Below are 25273 nucleotides of genomic sequence, written 5' to 3'. Positions count from 1 at the left end.
TTCTGGAAATAAGTCGAACTATACTGAAAATATGAGCAGCTCCAAGAAGGTATCCATTCACAGCTATTCATTTTATGACTGGTGTTCCTTGACAATTTCCGGATATTCCTTCTTAATTCTCTGAGATGATTACTTTTGTCCCGCCTCCCAAGTCTTGAAGTTAATTATATAGCAACTGTTATTGCATGTCTAACCCATATCTAATCCATATACTTGAACTAATGCTGTAAGACCATCTTGATAACTGCTACCGATTGCAGTGAGTTTCCATTTGCGGTTATGACGATATAATTCTCCTGCAACAATTGCTGTTTCAATAGAAAAATCTTCACCTAAATCATAGCGAATCAACTTTTCATTAGAAGCAGCATCAATAATTCTTGTAAAAGCACTGGGTACCTGACCGAAATTTTGGGTACGTTCTTCAGCGTTATCAATAGTTAAAGAAGGCTTTCATTATACAGTATTCATTTTATTAAACTAGGGAGTAGGGGAAACAACGTGGGTTTCATTACGTAGGGTTCTGAAAAAGCTGTTGATCAATCCAGAAAAAGAATAATCTGCACCATATTCTTATGCTGGCTAAAAGAACTTCATGTTCCAGTAGAAGAATATACCAATATACCTTATTCCTGCTGTGGATTAATTCGCCAAAAAGTGGGAGAAAAAGAGTTGCCGACAGAAGCGGTTTATCTAGCTCTGGGGGATCTGACATGGACTACCGGATGCTGTGGAGGGCATCTGTATGTTGGTAAGGAGTCAATGGGAATATCCAAGCTTTTTCAAATAGAATATTCTTTTGATCGAATAGAAAGATTTCTTACTGACTGAGCTTTACATAAATAATCAGACTGATGGATTAGAATAAAAAATTCAGAATTTCAGAGTCTATTTTTGGAAACATAAATTATTGCAGATAAATCTTTTTTCTGCAAATAAGGTTACGAACTTAATCTGGCTGAATGCTCGTTGGAAACTGGCTGGTTTAAAATGTACAGCTCTAAAAATAAGTAAGAATAAACAGTTGATTGTAAGATCAAAAGAAGCTACAATCATAATGACTAGTCAATTTTTTGTAATGATTAGCTTATATCTGACAATAAGAGATAGTAAGCAGTAATTAATAATAGTTGAAACAGAGCAGATAGAATCCAGAGTAAGTGAAAATACGGATTGGTCAAAAACTAGATGGAGGTCTGAGAATTGGAACATAAACAACTTAAAAAATTTCCAAAAGATTTTCTGTGGGGTTCAGCTTCTGCAGCATATCAGGTAGAAGGCGCTTGGCAGGAAGATGGCAAAGGCGTATCAGTATGGGACGAATTTGTGCGCATTCCAGGGAAAACTTTTAAAGGAACAAATGGGGATGTAGCTGTTGACCATTATCATCGATATAAAGAAGATATAGCGTTAATGAAGGAACAGGGCTTAAAAGCCTATCGCTTTTCTGTTGCCTGGACTAGGATATTCCCTAGTGGACGTGGAGAAGTGAATCGTCCCGGGCTCCAATTCTATATTGACTTAGTAGATGAATTACTTGAGAACGGAATTGAGCCGATTTTAACATTGTATCATTGGGATCTTCCTCAAGCACTTCAAGATGAGTATCTAGGATGGGAATCACGCAAGATTATTGATGATTTTACAAACTATGCAGCGGTGCTTTTTGAAACTTTCAAAGGGAAAATAAAGCATTGGGTCAGCTTGAATGAACAGAATATTTTCGTAGCTCATGGTTATCTGCTGGCAAGCCATCCACCTGCAGTGCAGGACCCAAAAAGAATGTATCAGGTAAATCATTTCGCGAATCTTGCAAATGCTGCCGTTATCAAAAAATTTCACGATATGGATATGCCAGGTATGATTGGTCCAAGCTTTGCTTATAGTCCCAATTATTCCTTTAACAGCGATCCTAAAAATGTTTTGGCAGCGGAGGACTCAGAGGATTTGAATGCGCATCTTTGGTTGGATGTATACGTCTTTGGTGAGTATCCAATTGCCGCTTTAAATTATTTGGAAGAGCAGGGACTTGCACCGGTTATTGAAGATGGGGACATCGAGCTGCTGAAAAGTGGGAAACCGGATTTTATCGGTATCAATTATTATCAAACAAATACAGCAGCATTCAATCCGCTGGATGGTGTTGGTATGGGGAAAATGAATACGACTGGTGAAAAAGGATCTTCAGAAGAATCAGGGCTTCCAGGTGTGTTTAAGCGTGTTGAGAATCCTTTTGTTGAACGAACAAATTGGGATTGGGAAATTGATCCTCAGGGCTTAAGAATTGCTTTAAGAAGGTTGACCAGCCGTTATCGTATGCCGATTCTAATTACAGAAAATGGATTAGGAGAATATGATAAACTGACAACGGAGAAAGAGATTCATGATGATTATCGTATTGATTATCTGAAACATCATGTTCATGCTATTCAGGAAGCAATTACTGATGGTGTTACCGTTTTAGGCTATTGTACATGGTCATATACTGATCTCCTCAGCTGGTTGAATGGGTATCAAAAGCGGTATGGATTTGTTTATGTTGATCAAGATGAAACTCAAAAGGGTTCGTTAAATCGATATAAAAAAGATAGTTTCTACTGGTATAAAGAAGTAATTGCATCGAACGGAGAGAGCTTGTAGAACTCAACATTAGTATGTCTGATTTTTAAGATACCAAGCTCAACGTTACAAAAATTACTGAATTTACAGTATCCTTCAAGGAGAAATGGAAGGCTGTTCAATTAAGCAAGGCTGTTTAAGACAGCAGCAAGATTAAAATCAAAAGAAGTGATCGTTCAGTTTGCTAAAGACCATGAACGATCATTTTTTGTCCATTTTTAAGTCTACGATCAGGACTAGTCTGAGAACTTTAGGAATGAGTTTTCTCGAAAAAAATAGATATGAGCTAGTTCCGTTTAAAGAGGGTCCCGGTCCCCTAAAACCGAATAAACGGTGTTTCAGTCTTTGTATGCCTTTGTGGTGATTAAGATTGAAGGTCTAAATGTTCATGAGATTGTCGTTTTGCATACTATCCCGCTAACTGTTCCTACAAAAGTGGGACTGGCAATTTTACTAGAAGTTTATATACTCGTAGAAAATCCCTGTCGCTATGAGTCTCACAATGCTCGATTCTCGATACAAATGCGTCCATTTAAAGACATGTGACGATTATTCGGAGAAGCGTAGAAGCAAGTTCTTACTTTCGATTCAATGCATTGATTTTATGAAATAAAATCAAGTTCATTCTCAGTACGTCTACCATTCCTACATCAGTAGAACTGATAATTCGGTTTCCTCTATTGTTTTCAGACACGCTCTAATTTCTTTATCTATTTATCGAGCAGTCTGTCAGTTAGGTTTTTTTGTAACTAATGTCATTATTTATGTTCTTAAGTTAAAGTATAAAAAAGAAGACCTTCTGCCGAAGCAAGAAGGTCTAAGGGGACCAAATGATAAAATTTAATGGTTCGTTTGGCTACCTTAAGTATAGATGAAAACGCTGCAGGACAACAATGGTAGAGTGCACAAGAAGTCACTTGTTTTTTCGTCAAAGTGACAAATTAAACGAAAGGTATTCTCTTTGACTATTTAGAAATTTATTTCGCTGACTTAAAAAAATTGACTGCAAACTGTTAACCATTCAGATGCTGAAATGAAAGGTTTGAACAGACTTTTTTGCACAAATAGGTTGTTGTAAAGAGCTAAGGCTATGTCAAAGCTTCTTCATGCCGTTTCTTCCAGCATAGATAGAGTATGCTGTCGATAAATATTCCTTAAATGAAGCTAGCTCTCTCTTGGTCTGGCAGAACTGTATGTGCAGTGAAGCGTACAGAGGTGGAACACCGTTTATTCGGTTATAATTATTAAGGACTGGGGGTACCTAAAATGAGAATGGGACAGAAATAAAGTTCCAAACTCTCTTCGTATCTATCCCCGAATAAACGGCGGGACAAAAGCAACTCCTTCGGAATTAAGCCGAACTATCCTGAAAATATGAGGATATATTTTCGGATATTCCTTCTTAATTCTCGGAGCTGATCACTTTTGTCCCGACCTCGGGGACGGGGACTTATATCGCAGCCCCTCTTCAAAATAATTTATTTAAGGCAGCTTAATCACTTGTTCCGTTTCCTTATCAAAGAAATGTCCTTTATTAAGATTGAATGCCAATTTAATTGTTTCACCCGGCGTATGCAGTTCGCGTGCATCTACCTTTGAAATAAACTCATGTTTTCCTACTCTGGTATAAAGCATTGTTTCGGCACCCAGTAACTCTGAAACGACAATCTCAGAACGAATCACTGTTTCAGGTGCTGCTTCCAATGCTAAAGGCTCGCTGTGGATATCTTCAGGACGAATACCGAACACGACTTCTTTCCCTTCATAACCTTTTTGAACCAGCATCTTGTTTTGCCCCTCAGGTAATCTTAAATTGAAGTCATTTCCATCAGAAATCATACCGTTATTCAGCGTAACATTGAAGAAGTTCATTGCCGGTGAACCGATAAATCCAGCCACAAAAATATTATTTGGGGTATCATATACTTCTTTAGGAGAACCGATTTGCTGAACAAGACCGTCTTTCATAATAACGATTCTGTCAGCCATGGTCATCGCTTCTGTCTGGTCATGGGTTACATAGATCGTTGTTGTTTCCAGACGACGGTGTAATTTAGCAATTTCTGCGCGCATGGCAACACGTAATTTTGCATCCAGGTTTGATAACGGCTCATCCATCAGAAAGACTTTTGCATCCCGAACGATCGCACGTCCCAGAGCAACCCGCTGACGCTGACCACCTGATAAAGCCGCTGGTTTACGCTGTAGATATTCCGTTAAGCCCAAAATTTCAGCGGCATTTTCTACACGTTTTTTAATTTCTATTTTGTCATATTTCCGCAATTTCAGTCCAAATGCCATATTGTCAAAAACGGTCATATGGGGATACAATGCATAGTTTTGGAATACCATTGCGATGTCACGATCTTTTGGCGCAACATCGTTCATAACTTTATCGCCAATAATCAGCTGACCTTCAGAGATGTCTTCTAAGCCGGCAATCATCCGTAATGTTGTTGATTTACCACAGCCGGAAGGTCCAACAAAAACAATAAATTCACGATCTGCAATATCTAAGTTAAAGTCTGTCACTGAGTAATTTTCAGCGTTGTCATATTTTTTGTAAATGTTTTTTAAAGCAATTTCTACCATTCTTTTTTCCTCTTCTCTCTGTTTTGGATGAATTTAGTATATATGAAAGCGGTATCTGCCAACAAGGGTAGGTTGCCCAAGAAATTGGACAGATTTTCGTCAATTTGCCGAAACAGGGAAAAATACTTTTTCAGATTGGATTTTAAAGGATTGTTCATCAGTAAAACAGTGAGCAGCAGGTAGGGAAAAATTTATTATTTTGGCTGAGAAATATGAGGAACAAAAAAATCGTACAAGCAGATTATTCCTGTACGATCGTGTTATTCAGCTGTTTAGTAATAAAAAACAGAGAATTAAATCATCTGTATTTTTTAATTGCAGGCTGGTATTCTCCTGGAATTTTTCCAGCCGATATTGTAAAGTATTCCGGTGCATAAACAGTTCTTTGGCAGTTGAACTGATATTTCCCTGATTGCGCCATAATATATATATGATTTCCTTCATCTCTTCATCAATTACCCATTCTTCTTTCATTGATAGAATTAGGCTGCTTTTTGCCAGTGCATCCTTGGTAAAATAATGCAGCGCTACATCAGAAATATCAAAGACCCTTTGCCTGTTCATCAAATGAGATTCTTCCCGAAAAATCGTTTGTTCCTCTTCAAAAAGAGCAGGGAATGCAGAGGTACTGCCATGAAAGCCTCCGATAAATACAGAGCTGAGTGTCCCAAAATCATCATCCAGTGTCAGGAAAATCCCTTCGAGCTCTTCTTTCGTTAATGTATACTCTGCTTGTTTTTCAATGAGCAAAGCACTTTGAGGTGTTAAGAAAAGAGAATCTTCAGCATGCGAAAAAATCCCATTAATATGTTCTTTCCATGCATCAATCAGGAAATCATCAGGCAGCTGCAGCTGGATTTGAATCACACGAAAATGTCCTTCTTTTTCAATTCTCTTCTGCCGAAATAAAATTTGATACCAGAGACTGTTAGTTGATTTTCCAGAAGAGGGAACTTCTTTGGAAAGCAATGTCAGTAATAGCTGTTCTTTCTCTGACAGTTTCTTTTTTAAAAGCCAGAGATAGCCGCTATCGGTAGGAATTGATAAGTAAGCTGGATCAATTGCCGGATAATTATGCCGCTCAGCATCCGGGTAAATGGTTCGCAGATCTTTTGGTTCCAAATATCAAGCACCTCATTTAGTAAATATTTTTTGAATAGTCGAGTATCTAAAAAATCTGTAGAAAATGATTTATTTTAACAAAATAAGTCTATCATAGCCTGTTGGGAAATGTAAGATGTGATGATGTATTATAGCTAACCAAGAGTCTATTGCTTTGAAGAAATTGAAGCGCTGATTAGCAATAGAGGGAAATAAATTTGTCATTCATTGTGAAGTTTAGAAACTGAATGTGCTCCTTTCCAACTTTAAGAGAAGTGCGGGAGATGCAGAATTTCTGTATGTAACGTATTTTTTTATTGACGACTATAAAAAATAAATTACATGATAAAATAAAAGAAATACATACTAAAATTCAGAAGAGGGAGATAATCGCATGATTACATCGGCGTATCCAAATAAGGTCAAGGTTATGGGACTGGATGGAGATATATTTGATGGACTGTGGAAGCAGTTTAATCAATATCCACATTACATTTATATAGAGAATCAAATAACTTATTTGAATGATCAGTCTAGGTTGAAAGAGCTGGAAAAATATTATGAAAGACTTGTTGCTTCACCAAATACCGTTTTGTTTTGGAGTTAGAAAACGCCGCTTCATTCACTCAAAGCTATCTACCGAATTGAAAATAAGACAGTGGTTTTTGATTTGGTTATTGATACCACTCAAAATGATTATTTGTGGGTTTTCAGAATGCTTCTATTAGGAGCTTTTGGGGTTTATTTTTTTCTGAAAGAAGATGCAGTTACAGTCAAAATACCGAAAAAATTTGCTGAACCAATTCCATCGAAAGCAGTTGTTGAAGGAGAATATGTTTATCTTGGTTTGAATGGACTGTGGAATGTTGAAAATTACACTAAGTAAAATATAGTAAAATAGTCAAAGCTTGGTAAATGAGAGTTTTTAATATAAAAAGATATGAGAAAAAGAGAATAAAAAAAGGTGTAATTGAGAATGGAGCTTTCTTGTTAATTATGATTAATATTTCACAAATTCTGTATTTAAAGGTTTTTGAATCTGTAAATTAGAATAATTATAAGTTTTTAACAATTATAATTACCTCTTGACTTTTTATGGCAGAACATTGATAATTTTAATTGTAATTTCATTTTTCAAAAATTGAATCATGAAGTTTCAGGTATTATTTACATTACGTATTCTCAATACAAATACTTTTATGGAGGAATTTTATATGTCATTAATTGGAAAAGAAGTTGAAGCATTTACTGCAAAAGCGTATCATCAGGGGGAATTTATCGATGTATCTTCTGAAGATTTAAAAGGTCAGTGGAGCATTTTCTGTTTTTATCCTGCTGACTTTTCTTTTGTCTGCCCTACCGAACTGGAAGATTTACAGGATCAGTACAAAGCATTGAAAGAACTGGGCGTAGAAGTTTATTCTGTTTCTACAGATACTCATTTTGTTCATAAAGGCTGGCATGACCAATCAGAAGCGATTGGTAAAATTGAATACATTATGATTGGTGACCCAAGTCAAAAGATTTCTCGTATTTTTGATGTATTGGATGAAGAGGAAGGGCTGTCACAACGTGGAACATTCCTTGTTGATCCTGATGGCGTGGTTCAAACAGTGGAAATCAATGCAGACGGCATCGGTCGCGATGCAAGTATTATGATCGATAAAGTTAAAGCTGCACAATACGTACGTAAAAATCCAGGTGAAGTTTGTCCTGCAAAATGGAAAGAGGGCGAAGAAACTCTGAAGCCTAGCCTTGATCTTGTAGGTAAAATTTAAGGAGGATTCAAATGGCGTTAGATACAGAAATTAAAGGTCAATTGGCTCAATATCTTGAGCTTTTAGAAAATAATATTGTGTTGAAAGCAAGCATCGGTTCTGATGAAAATTCTCAAAAAGTGCTGGAACTTGTTGAAGAAATTGTTTCAATGTCTCCAAAAATTTCCATGGAAAAAGTTCAGCTTGATAAAACCCCAAGCTTTGCTGTCGATCGTGCAGATGGAGGAAGCGGTGTTGCTTTTGCAGGACTTCCTTTAGGACATGAGTTTACTTCTCTGGTTCTTGCTTTACTGCAGGTCAGCGGACGTGCGCCTAAGGTTGATGAGAAAATAATCAAACAGATTCAAAGCATTGACAAGGAACTGCATTTTGAAACGTATGTGAGTTTGACTTGTCATAACTGTCCGGATGTTGTTCAGGCACTGAATATCATGAGTGTTGTGAATCCTAAAATTTCACATACAATGGTTGAAGGCGGTATGTTTAAAGAGGAAGTGGAAGCTAAAGGAATCATGGCTGTACCGACTGTCTTGTTAAATGGGGAAGAATTCTCAAGCGGACGTATGACGATTGAACAGATTCTTGAAAAAGCTGCCGGTCCGGCAGATGCTTCTGAATTTGAAGAGAAAGATCCTTATGATGTTTTGGTTATCGGAGGAGGACCTGCCGGAGCCAGCGCAGCTATTTACGCTGCCCGCAAAGGAATCCGTACCGGTCTTGTTGCTGAAACATTTGGCGGACAGGTTCTGGAAACACTGGGGATTGAAAATGTTATTGGAACAAAATATACAGAAGGTCCGAAGCTGATGGCTCAGGTAGAAGAGCATGTGAATGAATATCCTATAGATGTGATGAAATCTCAGCGAACGGCTAAATTGGAGAAAAAAGATTTTGTTGAGGTAACCCTTGAAAACGGAGCGGTTCTGAAAAGTAAAACGGCTATTCTTGCAACAGGTGCCCGTTGGCGTAATGTTGGTGTTCCCGGTGAGCAGGAATTTAAGAACAAAGGTGTGGCTTACTGTCCGCACTGTGATGGTCCGTTATTTGAAGGCAAAGATATTGCCGTTATTGGTGGAGGAAACTCTGGAATCGAAGCGGCTATTGATTTGGCTGGAGTAGTAAAACATGTTACTGTTCTTGAATTTATGCCTGAATTGAAAGCAGATCAAGTGCTTCAGGATCGTTTATACTCATTACCAAACGTAACTGTCTTGAAAAATGTTCAGACGAAGGAAATCACGGGTACAGATAAAGTAAATGGTATTACGTATGCAGATCGTGAAACTAATGAAGAAGTTCATCTGGAGGTTCAAGGTGTCTTTGTGCTGATTGGTCTGGTTCCAAATACAGATTGGCTTGGAGATACACTGGAGCTTACAAGAATGGGTGAAATCGTTGTTGACAAACGCGGTGCAACAAGTTTGCCGGGGGTATTTGCAGCAGGTGATTGTACTGACAGCGCTTATAAACAAATTATTATTTCTATGGGATCAGGGGCAACGGCTGCTTTAGGAGCATTTGACTATATGATTCGCAACTAACATAGAAAAAAATAAATAACTGAATAATTAAGGAAGGTGTCTTTATCTGGAAAGTGATTTTCAGATAAAGATGCCTTCCTTTTGCTCTCTAGAGAAAAAGTTTTACAAAAAAAGATCGACAAAAGGATGTCGATCAATAAATAGCTTAAGGACGTATTTAATACTCAAAAGCAATAGCTTCTATTTGAAACAGAGTAGTCAGAATATTATTTGCTGTCTCTGTTAATTCTTGTGTATCTGCAATACGATCCCGTGTGTTCATTTCTGCAGCTGCACTTTTATAAGTGAGTCGATCATAATCTTCAAACAGTTTCACCTCAAGATCTCCTTTTGTAAAAGAAATATAGTCATCAAGAAGCGCCATCTTCATTTCCTGTTTAAAACCACTTTTCAGAGCCAGAGTCATGACAAGTGTACTCACTGTTAATTCCTCCAAAGGTGTCTCCAAACCGTCCATTGTCAGTGTATAGGACTCACATTTTATAATTCCGCAGGCATTACAACCGCCTTCGGTCAAATCAATGATACTGCTGATTCTTGCTGTTTTCATTTGTCATCCATCCTTTTCCGTTCTCTGACTATTTATTTAATTGAAGCAATCAGAATGCAGTCTGCTTAGCTCGATTATAATAAAAAACAGCTTGACATAATAGTCTGTTTTTCTAATTTGTCAGATTTGTGCAGTAATGGCGTAAATTCCTTTAGTTGGAATTCTTTCATCGATAATTGTAAAACCAGCTTCCAACAGATACTTCCTCATTTCTTCCTGTGTGATTCGGGGATGGTTATGAGTGCCCGTCACATCTCTTTCAATTTCCACACAAAGAAAATAACCGCCTGACTTTAGGATACGTTTAATTTCATCCAGTGCCTGAGAAAGCTCCGGAATTTCATGCAAGGCAATTGAAGCCAAGGCTTTATCAACAGAATGATTTTCTAAGGGGAGGTTTGTCAAAGCAGAATGTACTGGTTTAATATTGGACATTTGCTGATTTTCCATTTTCTCTTTGATATATGCCAGCATTTGCATATCTAAATCGACAGCAATAACGGTTTCTGCAATTTCAGCGAGTGGAAATGTAAAATATCCGGTGCCGGCACCTAAATCAGCAATTTTATCTGTTGATTGGATAGCCAAGAGTGCTGCAATCTCTTCAAACGTAATAGTTTCAATGCGATGCTGTTCAAGATTGGCAACTTTTTTTTGAAAGAAGTCAGGATTGGTTGGATGATGTGAATGATTCATAAATAGATCTCCTTTGAATAAAATGATTTTGATGAATCGTTGAAAAAAACAGCTTGGTTAAAGAATATCAATAATCTTTTTTTCAGCTAAAAAGTTATTCATTTCCTTTTCAGCATTAGTAATAACTTGTTGAATCACACAATTGTGATTCACAGACATATCACAAACAAGCAGAGGTGCTCTTCCCTCAACTGCCTGAATGACATCGAGGAAGGAAATCGTTTCTTTAGGAGCAGCCAGCTGATAACCGCCTTTTGCTCCCGGTGTCGAACTGACCAGTCCGGCTTTTGTCAGTTGTGTCAAAATTTTGGACAAATATGTGGGAGAAAGCTTGAACTGTTCTGCCAAAGTGTATATGGAGGACTTTTCCTGAGATTTGCTGCTGATTAGATAAGCAATAATGTGGAGTGCGTAGTTTGTTGCTTTTGTGTATTTCATTGCGTTCACTACTTTCATTAGTTATTATGAGTGAAAATGATAAAAAGGTATTAAAGAGTCTTTTTATCTATAATATTAGAGTTGTAAATGATTGTCAATCAAAAATACTTTGAATTTCCCCGTTTTTCACTAAAAAGCCTATTATATCAGCAGTTACAGAAGCTGTTTTCTAAATAAATGAAGGATACTTCGAAATATTGTTAGTTCAATGCTTTTCTGTATTAGTGTCAAAAATTGGGGGTAAATTCAAAAAATACGAAAAGAATTTTGGTTATTTGGGTTTAAGTATCGAATTGATTTATTAAGAGAAAAGCGGAGAAGAAGCTGTTGAAGATTTGGAATGTTGGATTACTTCTATTCAAGGGCGGAATTATCTGAAAGGACTGAAATCGATTCTCACTAGTTACTGATGTAAAGCTCCTTCTTTTCAACTATAATGAGAAAAAAAGCAGTTTTACTGGAGTGGAAAGGAAAAGGACTGGGTTTCAGAAGGGAGAGACGAATGCAAAAGATTTTGATTATTGAAGATAACCATCAAATTGTTGATGTTCTGGAAAAATATCTGCAAAAGGAAGGGTATGAAACGAAGCATATTTATGATGGAAAAGAGGCATTGGATTTATTTCCAACTGAGCCTGCAGATCTGATTTTGCTGGACATTATGCTTCCAAATGTTGATGGTTTTACCATCTGTAAAAAAATTCGAAGGACCTCTATTGTGCCGATTATTATGATTACTGCAAAGTCTGAAGATGCAGATCGGATTCTTGGCTTGGAGATTGGTGCAGATGATTATATTGTGAAGCCTTTTTCACCTAAGGAAGTAGTTGCACGAATAAAGGCATTGCTGAGAAGAATTGATTTTGAAAAAAATACTGTGGATTCAGCTCTTTTTTATGGCAATATTTTTATTGATCAAAAGACAAAAGAAATAAAGATAGGTCATTCAAAAGTTATTCTGACTAAGAAGGAATTTGAGCTTTTAATCTTGTTTCTTCAATATCCAAAGAAGGTGTTCACAAGAGAGAATCTTTTGGACAGTGCTTGGGGAATGGATTATTATGGTGATCCGAGAACTGTTGACAGTCATATTAAGCGATTGAGAATGAAGCTGAAAACAGCGGGTTCTTCCTGTAAAATAAAAACGATTTGGGGAGAAGGGTATGCGCTTGAGGTGATGGAATGAAAAAAAGTATATTAGGCCGTCTCATTCGATTGGTTTCCACATTGCTAATTATGATGACTATAATGATCGGAGTGTTGTTTGCTGTCATTTTTTCAAAGCAGACCGAGGATCTCCATATGGAAGAAGTAAGTCACAGAGGAGAAATCATTCAAAATACCTTGGCTGATTACTTTTCAGGAGAAACACTTTCTTCCAGAATGGGCAGTAGTCAAAACAATCATAATGGGATGATGGGTTATGGTACTTATTTGAATTTTATTAATCAAATTGCCGGAGACTATGTCTGGGTAGTTGATCAAAATAAGCAAGCGCTTCTAAATAGTCACCATGGAAATACAACAGATCAGGAGTTGCCTGAAGCAGCCGATCAGTTGATTGAAAGCGTGTATTTAAGCAAGAGCTCAGCTTCCATTAAAGAAGGAGGTCTGTTTCAATTATCTTCGATCACGATGGTGTTGCCCATTCTTGTGGAAAATCAAGTGGTCGGCATTGTTGTGATGTACTCCGATGTTGCCAGTATTCATCAGAATCAGGCAAATGGTTATTTAATTTTACTTATCAGTATGCTCATCGCTTTATTTATCAGTATTCTGCTGTTGATCAGACTGGCCAGAGACTTTGTTTCACCAATCAGAGAGATGGAGAACTATACAGATGCATTAATTAATGAAAAGTATCCTCCGGCTTTAAAGTTCCAAACAGAAGATGAACTGAATGAACTGGCTGAACGACTGTCTATTTTAAGTAAGCGACTTGAGCAGGCAAAAAATGAGCAGGAAAATAAAATACGGGGAGAAAAAGAATTTCTTTCACAAATTTCTCATGAATTAAGAACGCCAGTAATGGTGATGAAGAGCTCTCTGGAAGCTTTGACGGATGAATTAGTTACTTCTCAGAAAGAACTGAAACTATATCATCAGCAATTGCTGAAAGAAGCAGGGTGTTTAGAACGGCTGGTCAATGATCTATTGGAATTAAGCAGACTTCAATCTGTAGAATTTAGTTTAAATATGGAAAGTGTTGATCCTCTTGAAATTATAGAGGATGCAGTCAGAGCTTACCGTTGGAAATTGAAGGAGAAAGGCCAGGTATTAAAGATAGACAATCAATTGACAGAGCCTGTCTACATTTATGGAGATCACGTCCGGCTTACTCAGCTGATGAAAAATTTATTGGACAACGCAAATAAATACAGCAATAATAATTCAGAAATTCTGTTAAGTATCGAAAAGATTAAGAATCAGCTTTGTTTTAAACTCAAAAATCAAAGCGGCTCTATAACCCCTATAGATTCTCAGGCGTTATTTGAAACGTTTCACAGAGGAAACCGCATAAATTCAGAAGAGGGAACAGGCTTGGGACTGGCTATTTGTCAGCAAATCATCCAACGGCATTCGGGAGAAATTACCATTGACAATGAGTCTGGATGCCAGGTCGTCGTTACTTTTTATTTACCAATAGAGAACACCCGTTGAAAAAGCCGGCTCTTTTGTCACACTTCTGCCATAACTTCTTTTTACACTGTAAAGTAGATAGAGAAATGAGGTGAGGAAAAATGAAAAAGAGAACAAGCTTAATGGTGGTTATTGGAATGATTGTGTGTTTACTCATAGGCTTTTATGCACCGACAGTTAATGGTCAGACAGCAATATCTTCTGCTGAAGCAGCAGCTTTTCGAGAAAAGTCCGGATTACAATTAGCAAATTTGACTAGAAAGACAGTCGGTTTGATAGCATTTTGCAGAGACGAAGCAGTACGTGTCCAGACAGAAACAACAAAACAGGCAATTCCACAGCAAACTAAATTAGAAGAAAATGCTGGACTGACGGCCATTGATAGAAAGGAATCTGAACAAACTGTTGATTTGGTTCAACCAGATGCTAATCAGCCAATGACTCAAAATGCAGGTATCTGTAACGGGATGGGCCATTGGAATGAAATTTGCGATGGCAGCTGTACGACTCAGGGAAATCAGCCGCCAGGTACAGGTATTTGTGATGGAACAGGAAATCATGCGGCAAATTGTGCAGGTACTTGCAGTTATTATAATCAGAGAAATGCCGGAGATTCCCCAGAAAATAACCAAAATCAGAATACCATGCATAATGGAGCTATGAGAGGTCGGGGATATCATCATGGGGGGAATCAGTCTTCCAGTCACGGTACTGGGCATCGTCGCTAATTTATAGTTGAAACAAAAACAAATGCAGAATCTAAAGTACAGAATAGCTGAAAAAAAGTATTTTTGGAGTGGAGAAATTCACTCCTTTTTTGCATTTCATTGCAGAATCTATTAAGTATTTAATCTGAGGGTTCTTATCCTAACCTTTTAAATACAGCAGGAATTTATAGGTTTATATAAATATATATCAATCTATAAATAATTAATTTTATTTTTTTAAACATTTTAATAACTAATATGAAAAGTGAACGGCTGCTATGAGAGAACTTGAAAAAATGCTGGAAACTTTAGGGGAAAATATACATATTTCTGTCCTTTTTTATGTTGATTACGGTCAATTTATTCATTAATTGACCTCGGGGGATATATTTGTACAGTACCTCACCCGATGAAGGCAGAAAAAAGATTTTCCAGAAAAACTCCTCTAACCCTAATGGTCCAGTCGGTCCCTGTAGCAATTGGAAATTATGTTTAGATTGGCAAGAATATTAGTATTATGCCTAGAGTTGCGATTGGAGATCATGTGGTGGATTAGAAAATATTGTGACCAAGTCTATATCGGTACAGAGTGTGGCAGTTGGGAATCCATGTAAAGTGAATAAAGTAGGAAGCAAAGAAACAGAATTGCAGCTAAGTATTTTTCCGTTTATCTTAAAATTTTTTATACAATAAAGCCCTATTTTGAGTGCTCCTGTCAAAATCAGGCTTTATTTATTTTAAATTCAGAAGTTACATATAGTCTTAATGATTTCAAACCTTGTTTTTTATTTGGATATTCTGAATAGAGAGAAAAAACGGAAAAAATCAGGAAAATTGAGTATATAAGAGCGGTTATAGTAGATAAGTAAAGAAGATAATACTTTCTAATTTCTAAAAAAATTTATTGGAATTGAAGATTTACGGTTAAAGAGCTGATTCAATTATATGTTGACAGTAGATTCATTGAGCTTGGTTCTAAAAATAAGTTAAAGGAGATATAAGTTATGTTAATTTTCCCCGAAATTGATAAGAAAAAAACGAAACAAAATGCCCGTCTGACATTGCGGACTTTTTCTCAGTTGAGTCGGTTGGCAAGAACTGAAAAACTACCTAAAGTTACGGCAAGTTATTATTTTGACTTAGGTGAGGATGAAAAGAACCATAAGGAAGAACAGGTTGTTGAAAGAAAAATTTTGGCAGAGGTTGAACTAAAGCAAATTGCTTCGGCGATTAATAAATTATCTGCATTTGAACGTCGGCTGATCTATGACAAATATATAAATAATAAGGAGACAAATGTTGCTCTGTCTTTAAACTACCATATAAGTGAAAGTAAATTTTACCGGGAGCTGGATGGAGCGCTGTTGCATTTTGCTGAATCTTACGATGAGGGACAACTGGTGAAAGTAAAGCAAGGGTCTTCTGGTAGTAAAGTGAAAGTTTAAAATCGCCTTTTGGGTATAGACTTAATTTACCGATGAGAACCGGCGCCGGATTGGTCGGGAGAAAGGAGGATCCTAAAGGAACAGAAGAAGACATTTTTGGAAGCCCAAAAATGAAGGAACTGTTCATCTGTAGATAGGTTTTTGACACATTATTTATGAACAACGAATAAGAAAAGCATAAAAAGAATGAGGATAAATTTTCTGTTGAATAAAGCAATATACGAAAAGCATCCAAAAAGACGTATAGGTATTTATTCAAAAGAACCGTATCTGCAGTTGGGAAACAAGAGATGGACTTTTATGAGAAAATTGCTGAATATTTATTGAAGCAGCTGGATATTGATTCAGCAAGTCTGAACAAGCAGGGAGAAAAAGAAATTATTTTTCGACCATTGACAAATCAGGAGAAAGGTATAGCTATTTTGGATGAACCATCAGAAACAGAAATTCGTTTTTTAGATCATTCCAGATACTATAATGTAAATTTTCAGGTGTCAATAAAAAACAGTGATCAGAAAAAGGCACGACAGGAATCATATCTTATTTATCAGGAGCTGGACGATTTTCCCAGACCTGACATAAATGGAGAGCTCCTGACTGTGGTAAGTGATTCGGGCAGCTTTATCCTTCGTTCCTGCGAAGGAGTCCAATTACCTCAGTTACTGGAAATAACTGATAATGAAGAATTTATTTATATTCTCAAAATCAAAGCAAATCTATTAATTCAAAAAAACTAGGAGGAACAATGATGATCAAACAAACATTTATGAAACTTGCACCGGAGACAGGAGCAACAGGCTTTGCACCAAACTGGATGAATAAATATGAAGTGGGTCCCATACCGACAGGAGATACTGAACCGCAATTATTTGAACTAGCAGCAGGAATCCAAACTGTAGAACCGACAACTGAAGAAGAAACAGAAACTTATGCTTATTATGGAGACAAAGGCGGCAGCAATATTGATGTTACTAGCGTCACAAGTGCGTATGCATTTAAAGGGCACCGCCGTTATAAAGATGATCCAGCACAAGACTTTGTTCGTGACTGCCTGTCTAAATCAGGAGATGGCCGTTTGATTTATTTCCGTCATACAGAACCTGATGGACGAATTCGTGAAGGAAAATCAACACTAACAGGAATTATTCATACTGGTGGAGACGCAAATATGCGAGGTAATTTTGAATGCACGATTTCATTTAACGGACTACCAAAAGATACAAAAGCATAGTTGTCAGCCAGTGAAAAGCAGAACCAGTGTATCGACTGATTTAAACCTAAGCTACGCTTCTATACCAAGAAATGTGAGGCATATCCAGTAGTATTGAATACCATCCTGCTAATACTCCTAGATGAGCTAGCCTCTATTCAAGGAATATTTATAGAGGTCACGCATATCATTTCACTAAATGTTCTTACACAAGTGAAACTGACAAAGCAGGATTGGCAATCTCGCCAGCTGTTCTTGTAAAAGTGGGAAATCCTTGTATCTACTTGGAAATGCGTGGGCAACTATCCAGCTGTTTTTGAAGCTGCTCGTTCTTGTCATTGAAGTATATAAGTTAAAAAATTCGACTATTGAACATCATTTATAGACGATCTTTTAGTGTAATTTCTAAGTTGGTCAGAGCACTAGGTAATAGTGATAGGTAACGTACTATCACATGCACTGTGGAAATGCAGAAACAGAATATCAGGATAAAAAATCAGAATATTCAGACTTCAATGCTGAGTTTCTGCATTTCCATTACGTTCTAAACAGATCCATGGAGGAGGAAAATATATGTCAAAGCAAATCAAAAATAATAAAGAAATCAATGTCAGTTTAAGCAATGGTTTTATTCCAGTAAATATAGGCGGTTTGGAGTTTAAATTACTGACCAGTGATCGTAAAAGAAAGGAATATCGTCAGGTACTGGCAAGTCTGGAAGAAGAACAAAAAGTACTTTTGAAGCAAGCCGATGAATTGAAAGATACTTCGGATGAAATCTCAGAAACAGCTGTTTACGAAAAAACTATCAAGATCATCAAAAAAGCAATTGATACAGTTCTTGGAAAAGATGCATTTAACCAACTCTATGAAAAAGCTGGGGAAGATGCCGAAGCCATCCTTGATGCATTTATCGGGGTAATGGAGCAATATCGGGCTATTCAGGAAAAAAATAAACTGCAGCAATTTGTTGACGGGAAAAAGAAGTGATGAACAATGACACTTTCATTGGCCTGGGGCTTAAATGACGAGGTAGAAATAGCCGGAAATCACTATCAGCTGAATCTTGAGTTTTCAAGTGTACTCAGATGGTATGAGGTGTTTCAAAATGAAGAGGAAAGTGAGCATTTCAAAGTTCTTTTAGCACTGGTAATGCTGGGAAATCTTACGGAAGAAGAACTGGAAATGATTCCATGGGAACAAAAAGAACAGTTGTTTACTGTTATTTTGAAAAAGATTTTTGGTGAAGTCAAAAATATTGCCGGAGAAAATAAAGACTTAATGGGAAATGTATTGATTGAAGAGCGTCCGCCTGAGACAAAGTATTACGATTTGATTGAAGATACTCCGTATATTTATGCCAGTTTTCGTCAGGATTATGGAATTAATCTGATGGAGGAAAGAGGGAGAATGCACTGGGAAGAATTTTCAGTGTTGCTATCTGGTCTAAGTGAACAGACGAAGCTCAGAAAAGTCATTGATATTCGGAGGATGAAGATTCCTGAAAAATGCAGCATGGAGGAAAGGCAGCAGATTCTTGAAGCGAAAAAAGCTGTTGCGTTAAAAACAAATCATGAGGCAGCTGTGTTCGAAGCAATGGATTTGGTGGAAAGAAGACGCTGGTACGAAGAAAAACAGAAACGAGGTGAAAGAAAATGAGTATGGAAGAAATACGCGTAGCACTGGCTGTTAACTCTTCACGAGCTGACAGTGTGCTGGATGCTTTTGAACAACGGCTAAACGACCTTCAGTTGGTTGAGTCGGTAATGGTTGAAGTGGACACAGGTGATGCAACAAGTGAAGTCGAAGTGCTAATAGACCGAATGACGCAACTGTCTGCAGAGTCTTTAAATACGGCAGGAATAGTCTCGAAAAAATTGAACAATGCATTGAAATCTATTTTTAATGCGGCTGCCGAAGCAAGCGGTCAGGACAATTTTTCTGCTGTTATGCAAAGATGGAAGGAGGCAGTGGAAAATATAAAAGCAGCATTTGGGCAGCCGCTACTGGAGCCGTTTACAAAAATGATTGAGGTTGCTTCAGATGTGGTGAACCGTTTTGCGGATTTTTTAAATAGATATCCAGCTATTGTTTATACAGTTACCGGAGCGCTGGTGGTTTTTGCAGCTGCACTGAAGTCAATTTTGATTGTTAATTCAATAACGACAGCGATCGGTCCGACAATCAGTGCACTCAGAGGATTTAAAACTATGCTGATGGGTGTTGGTGGAGCAGGTGGTCTTCTGGCAAGTCCGATCTTTTTAGCTGTTGCGGCGATTACCGCATTAGCCGTGATTCTTTATACAGCCTATCAGCGTTCAGAAACATTTAGAAATGTTGTGCAGGCTGTCTTTGAATACTTAAAAGTAGCTACGGCAGTTGTAATAGAAAAAGTTAAGAATTTTGGAGCTTCGGTAATAGAAGCCTTTACGTCAGCTTACCAGAACTCTGAAATGTTAAGAGGAGGAATGGCAGTTGTTTTTGAATTCATTAAAAACATTTTGGGGACAGTGACCGAAAAGCTGTCTCTTTTTAAAGAAGCCATTCTTCAAGCTTTTCAAAGTGGAGATATGTCCGGTCTTTTAGAAATATTTAAAAACCTAATTCCGACAATTATAGGTTTTATTTTGGGAGGAATTCCCAAATTGCTGATTATGGGGACTAAAATGATTTCCTCAATTGCAGAAGGAATGGGAATATCTGTTCCAGAATTGTTAACGATGGTAGTCGAATCAATTATGAACGTTATTATGGAAATCATCAATATGCTTCCTTCATTTATTGAGACAGGTGCAGCGATGCTGACAGGTTTAATTGAAGGAATTGCAGGGATGCTGCCAGGGCTGGTTGATGCCGGAATTGGGATTATTACAGGATTACTTACAGCTATTTTGGAAAATCTATCACTATTGGTTGAATCAGGGGTGGCCCTGTTAAATGCTCTGATTGAAGGTCTGATGACTGCATTGCCGTTTATCGTTGAAGCAGTCATTGTTATTGTAACGACATTTGTTGCACTTTTAATTGAAAATTTACCGATGTTGCTGAATGCTGGAATAAAAATTCTGCTGGCAATTATAGCCGGTCTGCTCGAAGTCCTGCCAGCTCTGCTTGAGGCAGCGGTAACAATCCTTACGGCACTAGTTTTTACGCTGATAAAAAATCTGCCAAGAATTTTGTCTGTCGGCGTGCAATTAATTACGGCATTAATTACCGGATTGCTGAGCATGCTCGGGCAATTACTCGGAGCGATAGGAAATCTTATGCTGGGGATTCTCTCAAAAATTGGTGAGTTCCTAGGACAGATGCTTATAAAAGGAATCGAACTGATTACAAATCTAATTAACGGGATTGGTCAGAAAATTAGTGAAGCTGGTACAAAAGCTGGAGAAATTGCCCGCTCAGTCATTGATGGAGTAACCGGATTTGTTAAGGATATGAAAAATGCTGGCGTGAATTTGGCAATGGGCTTTATTAATGGGATAGACAACATGATAACGGAAGTTAAAGAAAAAGCAGCTGCTTTGGCAAAAGGGGCAGTGGATACGGTAAAAAAATGGTTGAGAATCGCTTCACCTTCCAAGGTAATGATTCAGATGGGCGAATGGACAGGAGAAGGATTTGGTGCTGGAATTGAAGCGATGATTGCTCCTGTCTCAAAACTGTCTGAGAAACTGGCCGAAGCGGCAACGATTGATGCAGTGCCAAATGCAGATCTTTCAAATATGCTGAGTACAAAATTAAACAATGAATTAGCTATGATGAATCTCAGTGCCAATCCTGAACTGCTTCATACAGGTGCTGCTTCAAGTGCGCTGGTTGCCAAATATGATTCGGCAGTATCTACCCATGGAAACAATCAACCGCCGATGTATTTTGAAGCAACTTTTGAAGCGGATGGTCGTGAAATTGCTAAAGGAACAGCTAAGTTTATGAAGCCTGAAATTGACCGGATCAATCGCGCAGATGCAAGATTAGGAGGCGAGAGAATTTGAATGATTTTACAGTGATTTTTAATGGAGTTGATTTGTCTCCTTATTTAAGGGTGACAGAAGACTTCCGCCGGGGAATCGGCACAACAAGAACGAATCATACGCTGCAGGTGGGAACCCACCATTTCAAACGATATACCGGCTATAGTCTGGATGAAAAGATCATTGAGATGCCCTTTGTAGTAAGAAATGATTTAATAAATAAAAGAAGAGAACTGGCTCGGATACTGAATGTATCCGAACCGGCACAATTAATTTTTACAGATGAGCCAGATAAATATTATATGGCTCTTCCAACCGGAGATATTGATGTTTCGGAAGAAAGATTCCTAGGGTTCGGCACGATTACCTGGCAGATTCCGGATGGAGTTGCATACAGTATTCAGGCGAAGGAAGCAACCAACCGTAAAAAAGATGTTCTGGACATTTATAATTCTGGCACATTTGAGTCATTTCCGAAGATAGAGGTGCAGATGACTTCCGATAATGGATTTGTCGGCTTTATTAATGATGAAGGAGCGTTACTCCAATTTGGCGATCCTGATGAAGTCAACGGCGTTGCCTACGAGAAATCAGAATATGGCATTATTGATATTTGCGGAGTTAACTTTTGGGAGGATACATTTGCAAAATCTAAGTGGCGTACAAACGAAGGCTTTGTTGTTCAATATAAGGGAATGGATTGCAAACAAAGTGGCAGCGGTTTATCCTACGATGTCTATAACATTAGTTATGATCCTTGGGCTGGGCAAAAATTTCCAAGTCTGCGAACAATAAGTTATGGAACAGGTGAAGGCTGGCATGGCCCATCTATTACCCGCCCGTTTACACCGGATAGTGAAGGGAAAGATACTGCCAAAAACTGGACCTTTGAAATCGGTCAATTTTTTATCTCGGGCTCTGTTGAACAAGCTGGGATGCAGCAATGGCTGGTAAACACTCCAGAGGGTAAAAATGTTGCTGGTATTATTTTTGTAAAAAGTAATACAAGTGCGCATGAGATGACATGTTGTCTGGTTATTAACGGACAGGTTGTGAAGGAGATGCCTTCAAAATCCTTTACCGGAAACATGCTTACCGGCTGGTGGGGAGGTTCATGGAAGGTGGATAAATTTAATAATCAATTTACATTTACAACTCCTTCTGGGATATTCTCTTTCAATAATTCTGCTGCAGCAAATCTTGAAGGAAAATTCATTACTTTTTATGCGGCACAATGGAAGACACTTCCGGCAATGGCGGTGAATATATATACTTCCTGCAGATTCCAAAAGCATAATGTGGAGAAATGGATTGATATTCCCAACAAGTTTGGTGAGTATGATGTTCTCTCTATTGATACTGGGAAGGGAACGATTTTATTGAATGGATTGGAAACACCTGGACTGGGAGCACTTGGAAATGACTGGGAACAATTTATGCTGAAGACAGGGGAAAATCAAATTCATTGTCTGTACTCTGAGTTTTCAAAGAAGCCGGAGATGAAAATCAGCTTTAATGAGGTGTTCTTATGATTCTATATTTTGCGGATAGAAAGTTTTCCATCTTGGGAATGGCTTCAACAGGAACTTTACCAAAGGCACTAAAATTCTATGATGACACGGAGTCACAGGAAATTGAAAAGGGGTCTTCTATTCTTACTGGCTATTTATCTATTGAAGATAATCTGACAGAAATCAACCGCTTAACTCAAATCGGTAATTACCTGTTAATGCAGGACGAAGATAAGCAGATTCGTTTTTATACGATTATTCGAAAAGAAAAAAACAGGAAAAACAGAGAAGTATTCATTTATGCCGAAGATGCGGGATTAGATCTTCTTAACGAAGTGGTGGACCAGTGGAGTGAGCCTGCCAAAGAACAGCCGATTTCCTATTACATTAATCGTGCAATTTATGATTCAGGATTTGAAATTGGTCAAAATGAAGTTTCTACACTTCAAAAGAAACTGCCATTTTCTAATGAAGAGACAGCGACAAAACGTTTACTGGCAATTGTTGAAGCATTTGATCAAGCAGAATTTTCCTTTCGGTTTGAGATAAAAGGAATGAAAGTTGTCAGGAAATATATCGACATTTTTCAAAAACGGGGAAATGAAACACAAATTGAATTACGACTCAACCGAGATATCGATAATATCGTTACAGAAGAAACGATAGAAAATCTTGCGACAGCTTTCAGAGTTTACGGAGGAAAAACCGAAGGCGATTCTGAAGGAATTACATTACAGGGATACAACTATGATGATGGGCGCTTTTACGTAGAAGGGATGTACCTGCTGGACAGACAGGCATTGTCAGTCTGGAGCCGTTATTTAAGTGAAACAGGGACAAATGTTGGACACATTGTCGCCAATTTTAACTACGATACATTAGATAAAGATCTGCTCTGTGCAGAGGCTGTAAAGGAGCTGAGAAAACGTTCTGAGCCGGAGATCAATTATGAAGTAGATATTGCTTTCCTTCCAGATGATGTACGAATTGGTGATACAGTCAATATTGTTGATGATGAAGATAATTTGTATTTACAGGCAAGAGTTTTAAAACTGGAGCGTTCCAGATCTAACAAGAAAGCGACAGCAGTTCTTGGAAACTATTTGATAAAGTCCAGTGGGATCAATCAGCGGCTTCAAGATCTGGCTGATAAAATTCAGACGATAAAATCAGGAGATACCTATTTTCCGTGGATTCGTTACGCTGATGATGAGAATGGAAAAAATATTTCCGCTATGCCTCTTGGTAAAACATATATGGCTATAAAATACGGGTTAAATCAGCCGACGCCTTCAGATGATTCCAGAGATTATGATGGTCTTTGGGTTAAAATCATCGGTCAGGACGGACAGGATGGATTAGAAGGACCTCCAGGGCAAAATGGACTGCCAACTTATACGTGGATTCGCTATGCAGATGATGTAAACGGAAATGGGATCAGTGAGAATCCTGATGGCAAGAAATATATTGGAATTGCCCATAACAAGGCAACGTTAACCCCTTCAACAAATCCCAAAGAATATATTTGGTCGGCAATGTATGACGATGAACAACTGAAAGCACTCCAAAATAAGGTAGAAGGCATTACCTATCCATTCACCTCTTCCAAGGAGCCGTCGAATCCTAAGGCTGGACAACAGTGGTGGAGGCAGGATATTAATAACCCAGACTCAATTACCGGCTATTTTGTTTGGGACGGAAAGAAATGGAATCCTCAAACGATTCAGCAGTCCATATTGAATATTATAGAACTAAATGCCGTTAAAATTTTTGGTGGAGAGATCACTGGCACAGTCATGACCGGATCAAAAATAATTAATACGTTTGACATGATGGATCAGGGAGCTCGTCTGGTCGGATTGACGAAACTGGATGCCGCCAAATTACGAATGGAATATGTTGTTCCAGAAACCAGTCAAAGTGGGTTCTTGGAAATTAACCCTCAGGAGCTGCTTTGCCGAATCAATGATTCTGATGGAAATCAGTTGTCTGCATGGGCTTTAAGCAATCAAGGATTACGACTTGCTTATGGTAATAAAATTGGTGTACTTAGCTATGATTCTCTGATTGATCATGATTGGTACTACCTGACTCTGGCTTCAGGACTTTCATGGGAGTATCCAAATGAAAACTGGTATCAACCGAAAATAAAGAAAATTTATATTCAGGGAAAGAGTGGAATCCAGACCGCCGGAATTATTAAAAGAACAACTGCTGGTGGAGGTGATGGTTTCTGGGTTTCTATAGGAACATGGAAGCCATCGGAAATGCTGGTCTTTCCATCCCGAGATGTGACGATTACCGGAACTATTCAAGATGGTACAAGTGCAGCGATCTCTTTTCAATCCAACGGCAACATTAGGATGAGATGTCCAAAGAACTGGACAGAATTGCGTTGGGATGCTTGTGTAATTGTTCAAGATTAAAGCGGGATGATTGATCTGGAAAATAAAAATATAGGCATAATAAGA

General features: G+C 37.9%; 22 protein-coding genes. 16 read left to right on the top strand and 6 right to left on the bottom strand.

The genetic code is table 11. From position 1 onward, the window contains the following. Window positions 1-189: 189 nt before the first annotated feature. Complete coding sequence (locus IW492_RS12050; protein ID WP_202067924.1) at window positions 190-438, bottom strand: TerD family protein; 249 nt, start codon at window positions 436-438, stop codon at window positions 190-192. A 765-nt stretch (window positions 439-1203) separates the two neighbouring features. Here IW492_RS12050 and IW492_RS12045 point away from each other — a divergent pair. Further along, window positions 1204-2640, top strand: coding sequence for a glycoside hydrolase family 1 protein (locus tag IW492_RS12045; protein ID WP_202067885.1), 1437 nt, complete (start codon window positions 1204-1206; stop codon window positions 2638-2640). A gap of 1461 nt (window positions 2641-4101) precedes the next feature. Here the strand turns inward: IW492_RS12045 and IW492_RS12040 are convergent. After that, on the bottom strand, window positions 4102-5211 hold the full coding sequence (locus tag IW492_RS12040) for an ABC transporter ATP-binding protein (RefSeq protein WP_202067884.1): 1110 nt from the start codon (window positions 5209-5211) through the stop codon (window positions 4102-4104). A gap of 264 nt (window positions 5212-5475) precedes the next feature. Next, a complete protein-coding gene (locus IW492_RS12035) occupies window positions 5476-6333 on the bottom strand; it encodes a helix-turn-helix domain-containing protein (protein ID WP_202067883.1) in 858 nt (285 codons plus the stop codon). A 373-nt stretch (window positions 6334-6706) separates the two neighbouring features. Here IW492_RS12035 and IW492_RS12030 point away from each other — a divergent pair, with 373 nt between their 5' ends. From IW492_RS12030 to ahpF, 4 genes are all read left to right on the top strand, one after another. Next, a complete protein-coding gene (locus tag IW492_RS12030) occupies window positions 6707-6919 on the top strand; it encodes a hypothetical protein (RefSeq protein WP_202067882.1) in 213 nt (70 codons plus the stop codon). A 108-nt stretch (window positions 6920-7027) separates the two neighbouring features. Then, window positions 7028-7198, top strand: coding sequence for a hypothetical protein (locus IW492_RS12025; protein WP_202067881.1), 171 nt, complete (start codon window positions 7028-7030; stop codon window positions 7196-7198). Window positions 7199-7526: 328 nt separating this feature from the next. Beyond that, the gene (gene ahpC, locus IW492_RS12020) at window positions 7527-8090 is read left to right on the top strand and encodes an alkyl hydroperoxide reductase subunit C (RefSeq protein ID WP_202067880.1); all 564 of its coding nucleotides are present in this window, start codon (window positions 7527-7529) and stop codon (window positions 8088-8090) included. 11 nt (window positions 8091-8101) lie between these two features. Then, a complete protein-coding gene (gene ahpF / locus IW492_RS12015; protein ID WP_202067879.1) occupies window positions 8102-9631 on the top strand; it encodes an alkyl hydroperoxide reductase subunit F in 1530 nt (509 codons plus the stop codon). A gap of 157 nt (window positions 9632-9788) precedes the next feature. Here ahpF and IW492_RS12010 read toward each other — a convergent pair whose 3' ends face one another. From IW492_RS12010 to IW492_RS12000, 3 genes are all read right to left on the bottom strand, one after another. Beyond that, window positions 9789-10181, bottom strand: coding sequence for a DUF4809 family protein (locus IW492_RS12010; RefSeq protein WP_202067878.1), 393 nt, complete (start codon window positions 10179-10181; stop codon window positions 9789-9791). 120 nt (window positions 10182-10301) lie between these two features. Then, on the bottom strand, window positions 10302-10877 hold the full coding sequence (locus IW492_RS12005; protein WP_202067877.1) for a class I SAM-dependent methyltransferase: 576 nt from the start codon (window positions 10875-10877) through the stop codon (window positions 10302-10304). Window positions 10878-10934: 57 nt separating this feature from the next. Further along, entirely contained in the window at window positions 10935-11315 is a 381-nt protein-coding gene (locus tag IW492_RS12000; protein WP_202067876.1) for an RrF2 family transcriptional regulator, read from the bottom strand. A 502-nt stretch (window positions 11316-11817) separates the two neighbouring features. On the opposite strand from IW492_RS12000, the gene IW492_RS11995 reads away from it, so the two are divergent. The 11 genes from IW492_RS11995 to IW492_RS11945 all read left to right on the top strand — a co-directional run bounded on the left by IW492_RS11995 (window position 11818) and on the right by IW492_RS11945 (window position 25228). Next, window positions 11818-12501, top strand: a complete 684-nt coding sequence (locus IW492_RS11995; protein WP_202067875.1) for a response regulator transcription factor — start codon at window positions 11818-11820, stop codon at window positions 12499-12501. Continuing rightward, window positions 12498-13976 (top strand): sensor histidine kinase, encoded by a 1479-nt coding sequence (locus tag IW492_RS11990; protein ID WP_202067874.1) that lies wholly within the window; start codon window positions 12498-12500, stop codon window positions 13974-13976. Before IW492_RS11995 ends, IW492_RS11990 begins: the two co-directional genes overlap by 4 nt. Window positions 13977-14056: 80 nt before the next feature. Then, window positions 14057-14683: a hypothetical protein gene (locus IW492_RS11985; RefSeq protein WP_202067873.1), complete on the top strand. Its 627-nt coding sequence runs from the start codon at window positions 14057-14059 to the stop codon at window positions 14681-14683. A gap of 983 nt (window positions 14684-15666) precedes the next feature. Beyond that, a complete protein-coding gene (locus IW492_RS11980; RefSeq protein WP_202067872.1) occupies window positions 15667-16107 on the top strand; it encodes an ArpU family phage packaging/lysis transcriptional regulator in 441 nt (146 codons plus the stop codon). A 290-nt stretch (window positions 16108-16397) separates the two neighbouring features. Further along, entirely contained in the window at window positions 16398-16844 is a 447-nt protein-coding gene (locus tag IW492_RS11975) for a phage tail terminator protein (protein ID WP_202067871.1), read from the top strand. A gap of 11 nt (window positions 16845-16855) precedes the next feature. Next, on the top strand, window positions 16856-17338 hold the full coding sequence (locus IW492_RS11970) for a phage tail tube protein (RefSeq protein WP_236671898.1): 483 nt from the start codon (window positions 16856-16858) through the stop codon (window positions 17336-17338). 552 nt (window positions 17339-17890) lie between these two features. Continuing rightward, window positions 17891-18307, top strand: coding sequence for a hypothetical protein (locus tag IW492_RS11965; RefSeq protein ID WP_202067870.1), 417 nt, complete (start codon window positions 17891-17893; stop codon window positions 18305-18307). 6 nt (window positions 18308-18313) lie between these two features. Then, on the top strand, window positions 18314-18976 hold the full coding sequence (locus IW492_RS11960; RefSeq protein WP_202067869.1) for a Gp15 family bacteriophage protein: 663 nt from the start codon (window positions 18314-18316) through the stop codon (window positions 18974-18976). Next, the gene (locus IW492_RS11955; RefSeq protein WP_202067868.1) at window positions 18973-21312 is read left to right on the top strand and encodes a hypothetical protein; all 2340 of its coding nucleotides are present in this window, start codon (window positions 18973-18975) and stop codon (window positions 21310-21312) included. Before IW492_RS11960 ends, IW492_RS11955 begins: the two co-directional genes overlap by 4 nt. Next, window positions 21309-22823 (top strand): distal tail protein Dit, encoded by a 1515-nt coding sequence (locus IW492_RS11950; protein WP_202067867.1) that lies wholly within the window; start codon window positions 21309-21311, stop codon window positions 22821-22823. Before IW492_RS11955 ends, IW492_RS11950 begins: the two co-directional genes overlap by 4 nt. Next, on the top strand, window positions 22820-25228 hold the full coding sequence (locus IW492_RS11945; protein ID WP_202067866.1) for a phage tail spike protein: 2409 nt from the start codon (window positions 22820-22822) through the stop codon (window positions 25226-25228). Before IW492_RS11950 ends, IW492_RS11945 begins: the two co-directional genes overlap by 4 nt. The last annotated feature ends 45 nt before the right edge of the window (window positions 25229-25273 follow it).

The sequence above is a fragment of the Enterococcus sp. BWB1-3 genome (assembly GCF_016745275.1).
In the GTDB taxonomy this organism is placed as follows: domain Bacteria; phylum Bacillota; class Bacilli; order Lactobacillales; family Enterococcaceae; genus Enterococcus_L.
The sequence above is the reverse complement of the archived record's forward strand: the minus strand, read 5'-3'. Positions and strand labels throughout refer to the sequence as shown.

Coding starts and splice junctions, on each gene's coding strand:
- IW492_RS12040 (WP_202067884.1), bottom strand. CDS start 5,211: ATGGTAGAAATTGCTTTAAAAAACATTTACAAAAAATATGACAACGCT.
- IW492_RS12030 (WP_202067882.1), top strand. CDS start 6,707: ATGATTACATCGGCGTATCCAAATAAGGTCAAGGTTATGGGACTGGAT.
- IW492_RS12025 (WP_202067881.1), top strand. CDS start 7,028: ATGCTTCTATTAGGAGCTTTTGGGGTTTATTTTTTTCTGAAAGAAGAT.
- ahpC (WP_202067880.1), top strand. CDS start 7,527: ATGTCATTAATTGGAAAAGAAGTTGAAGCATTTACTGCAAAAGCGTAT.
- ahpF (WP_202067879.1), top strand. CDS start 8,102: ATGGCGTTAGATACAGAAATTAAAGGTCAATTGGCTCAATATCTTGAG.
- IW492_RS12010 (WP_202067878.1), bottom strand. CDS start 10,181: ATGAAAACAGCAAGAATCAGCAGTATCATTGATTTGACCGAAGGCGGT.
- IW492_RS12005 (WP_202067877.1), bottom strand. CDS start 10,877: ATGAATCATTCACATCATCCAACCAATCCTGACTTCTTTCAAAAAAAA.
- IW492_RS12000 (WP_202067876.1), bottom strand. CDS start 11,315: ATGAAATACACAAAAGCAACAAACTACGCACTCCACATTATTGCTTAT.
- IW492_RS11995 (WP_202067875.1), top strand. CDS start 11,818: ATGCAAAAGATTTTGATTATTGAAGATAACCATCAAATTGTTGATGTT.
- IW492_RS11990 (WP_202067874.1), top strand. CDS start 12,498: ATGAAAAAAAGTATATTAGGCCGTCTCATTCGATTGGTTTCCACATTG.
- IW492_RS11985 (WP_202067873.1), top strand. CDS start 14,057: ATGAAAAAGAGAACAAGCTTAATGGTGGTTATTGGAATGATTGTGTGT.
- IW492_RS11980 (WP_202067872.1), top strand. CDS start 15,667: ATGTTAATTTTCCCCGAAATTGATAAGAAAAAAACGAAACAAAATGCC.
- IW492_RS11975 (WP_202067871.1), top strand. CDS start 16,398: ATGGACTTTTATGAGAAAATTGCTGAATATTTATTGAAGCAGCTGGAT.
- IW492_RS11970 (WP_236671898.1), top strand. CDS start 16,856: ATGATCAAACAAACATTTATGAAACTTGCACCGGAGACAGGAGCAACA.
- IW492_RS11965 (WP_202067870.1), top strand. CDS start 17,891: ATGTCAAAGCAAATCAAAAATAATAAAGAAATCAATGTCAGTTTAAGC.
- IW492_RS11960 (WP_202067869.1), top strand. CDS start 18,314: ATGACACTTTCATTGGCCTGGGGCTTAAATGACGAGGTAGAAATAGCC.
- IW492_RS11955 (WP_202067868.1), top strand. CDS start 18,973: ATGAGTATGGAAGAAATACGCGTAGCACTGGCTGTTAACTCTTCACGA.
- IW492_RS11945 (WP_202067866.1), top strand. CDS start 22,820: ATGATTCTATATTTTGCGGATAGAAAGTTTTCCATCTTGGGAATGGCT.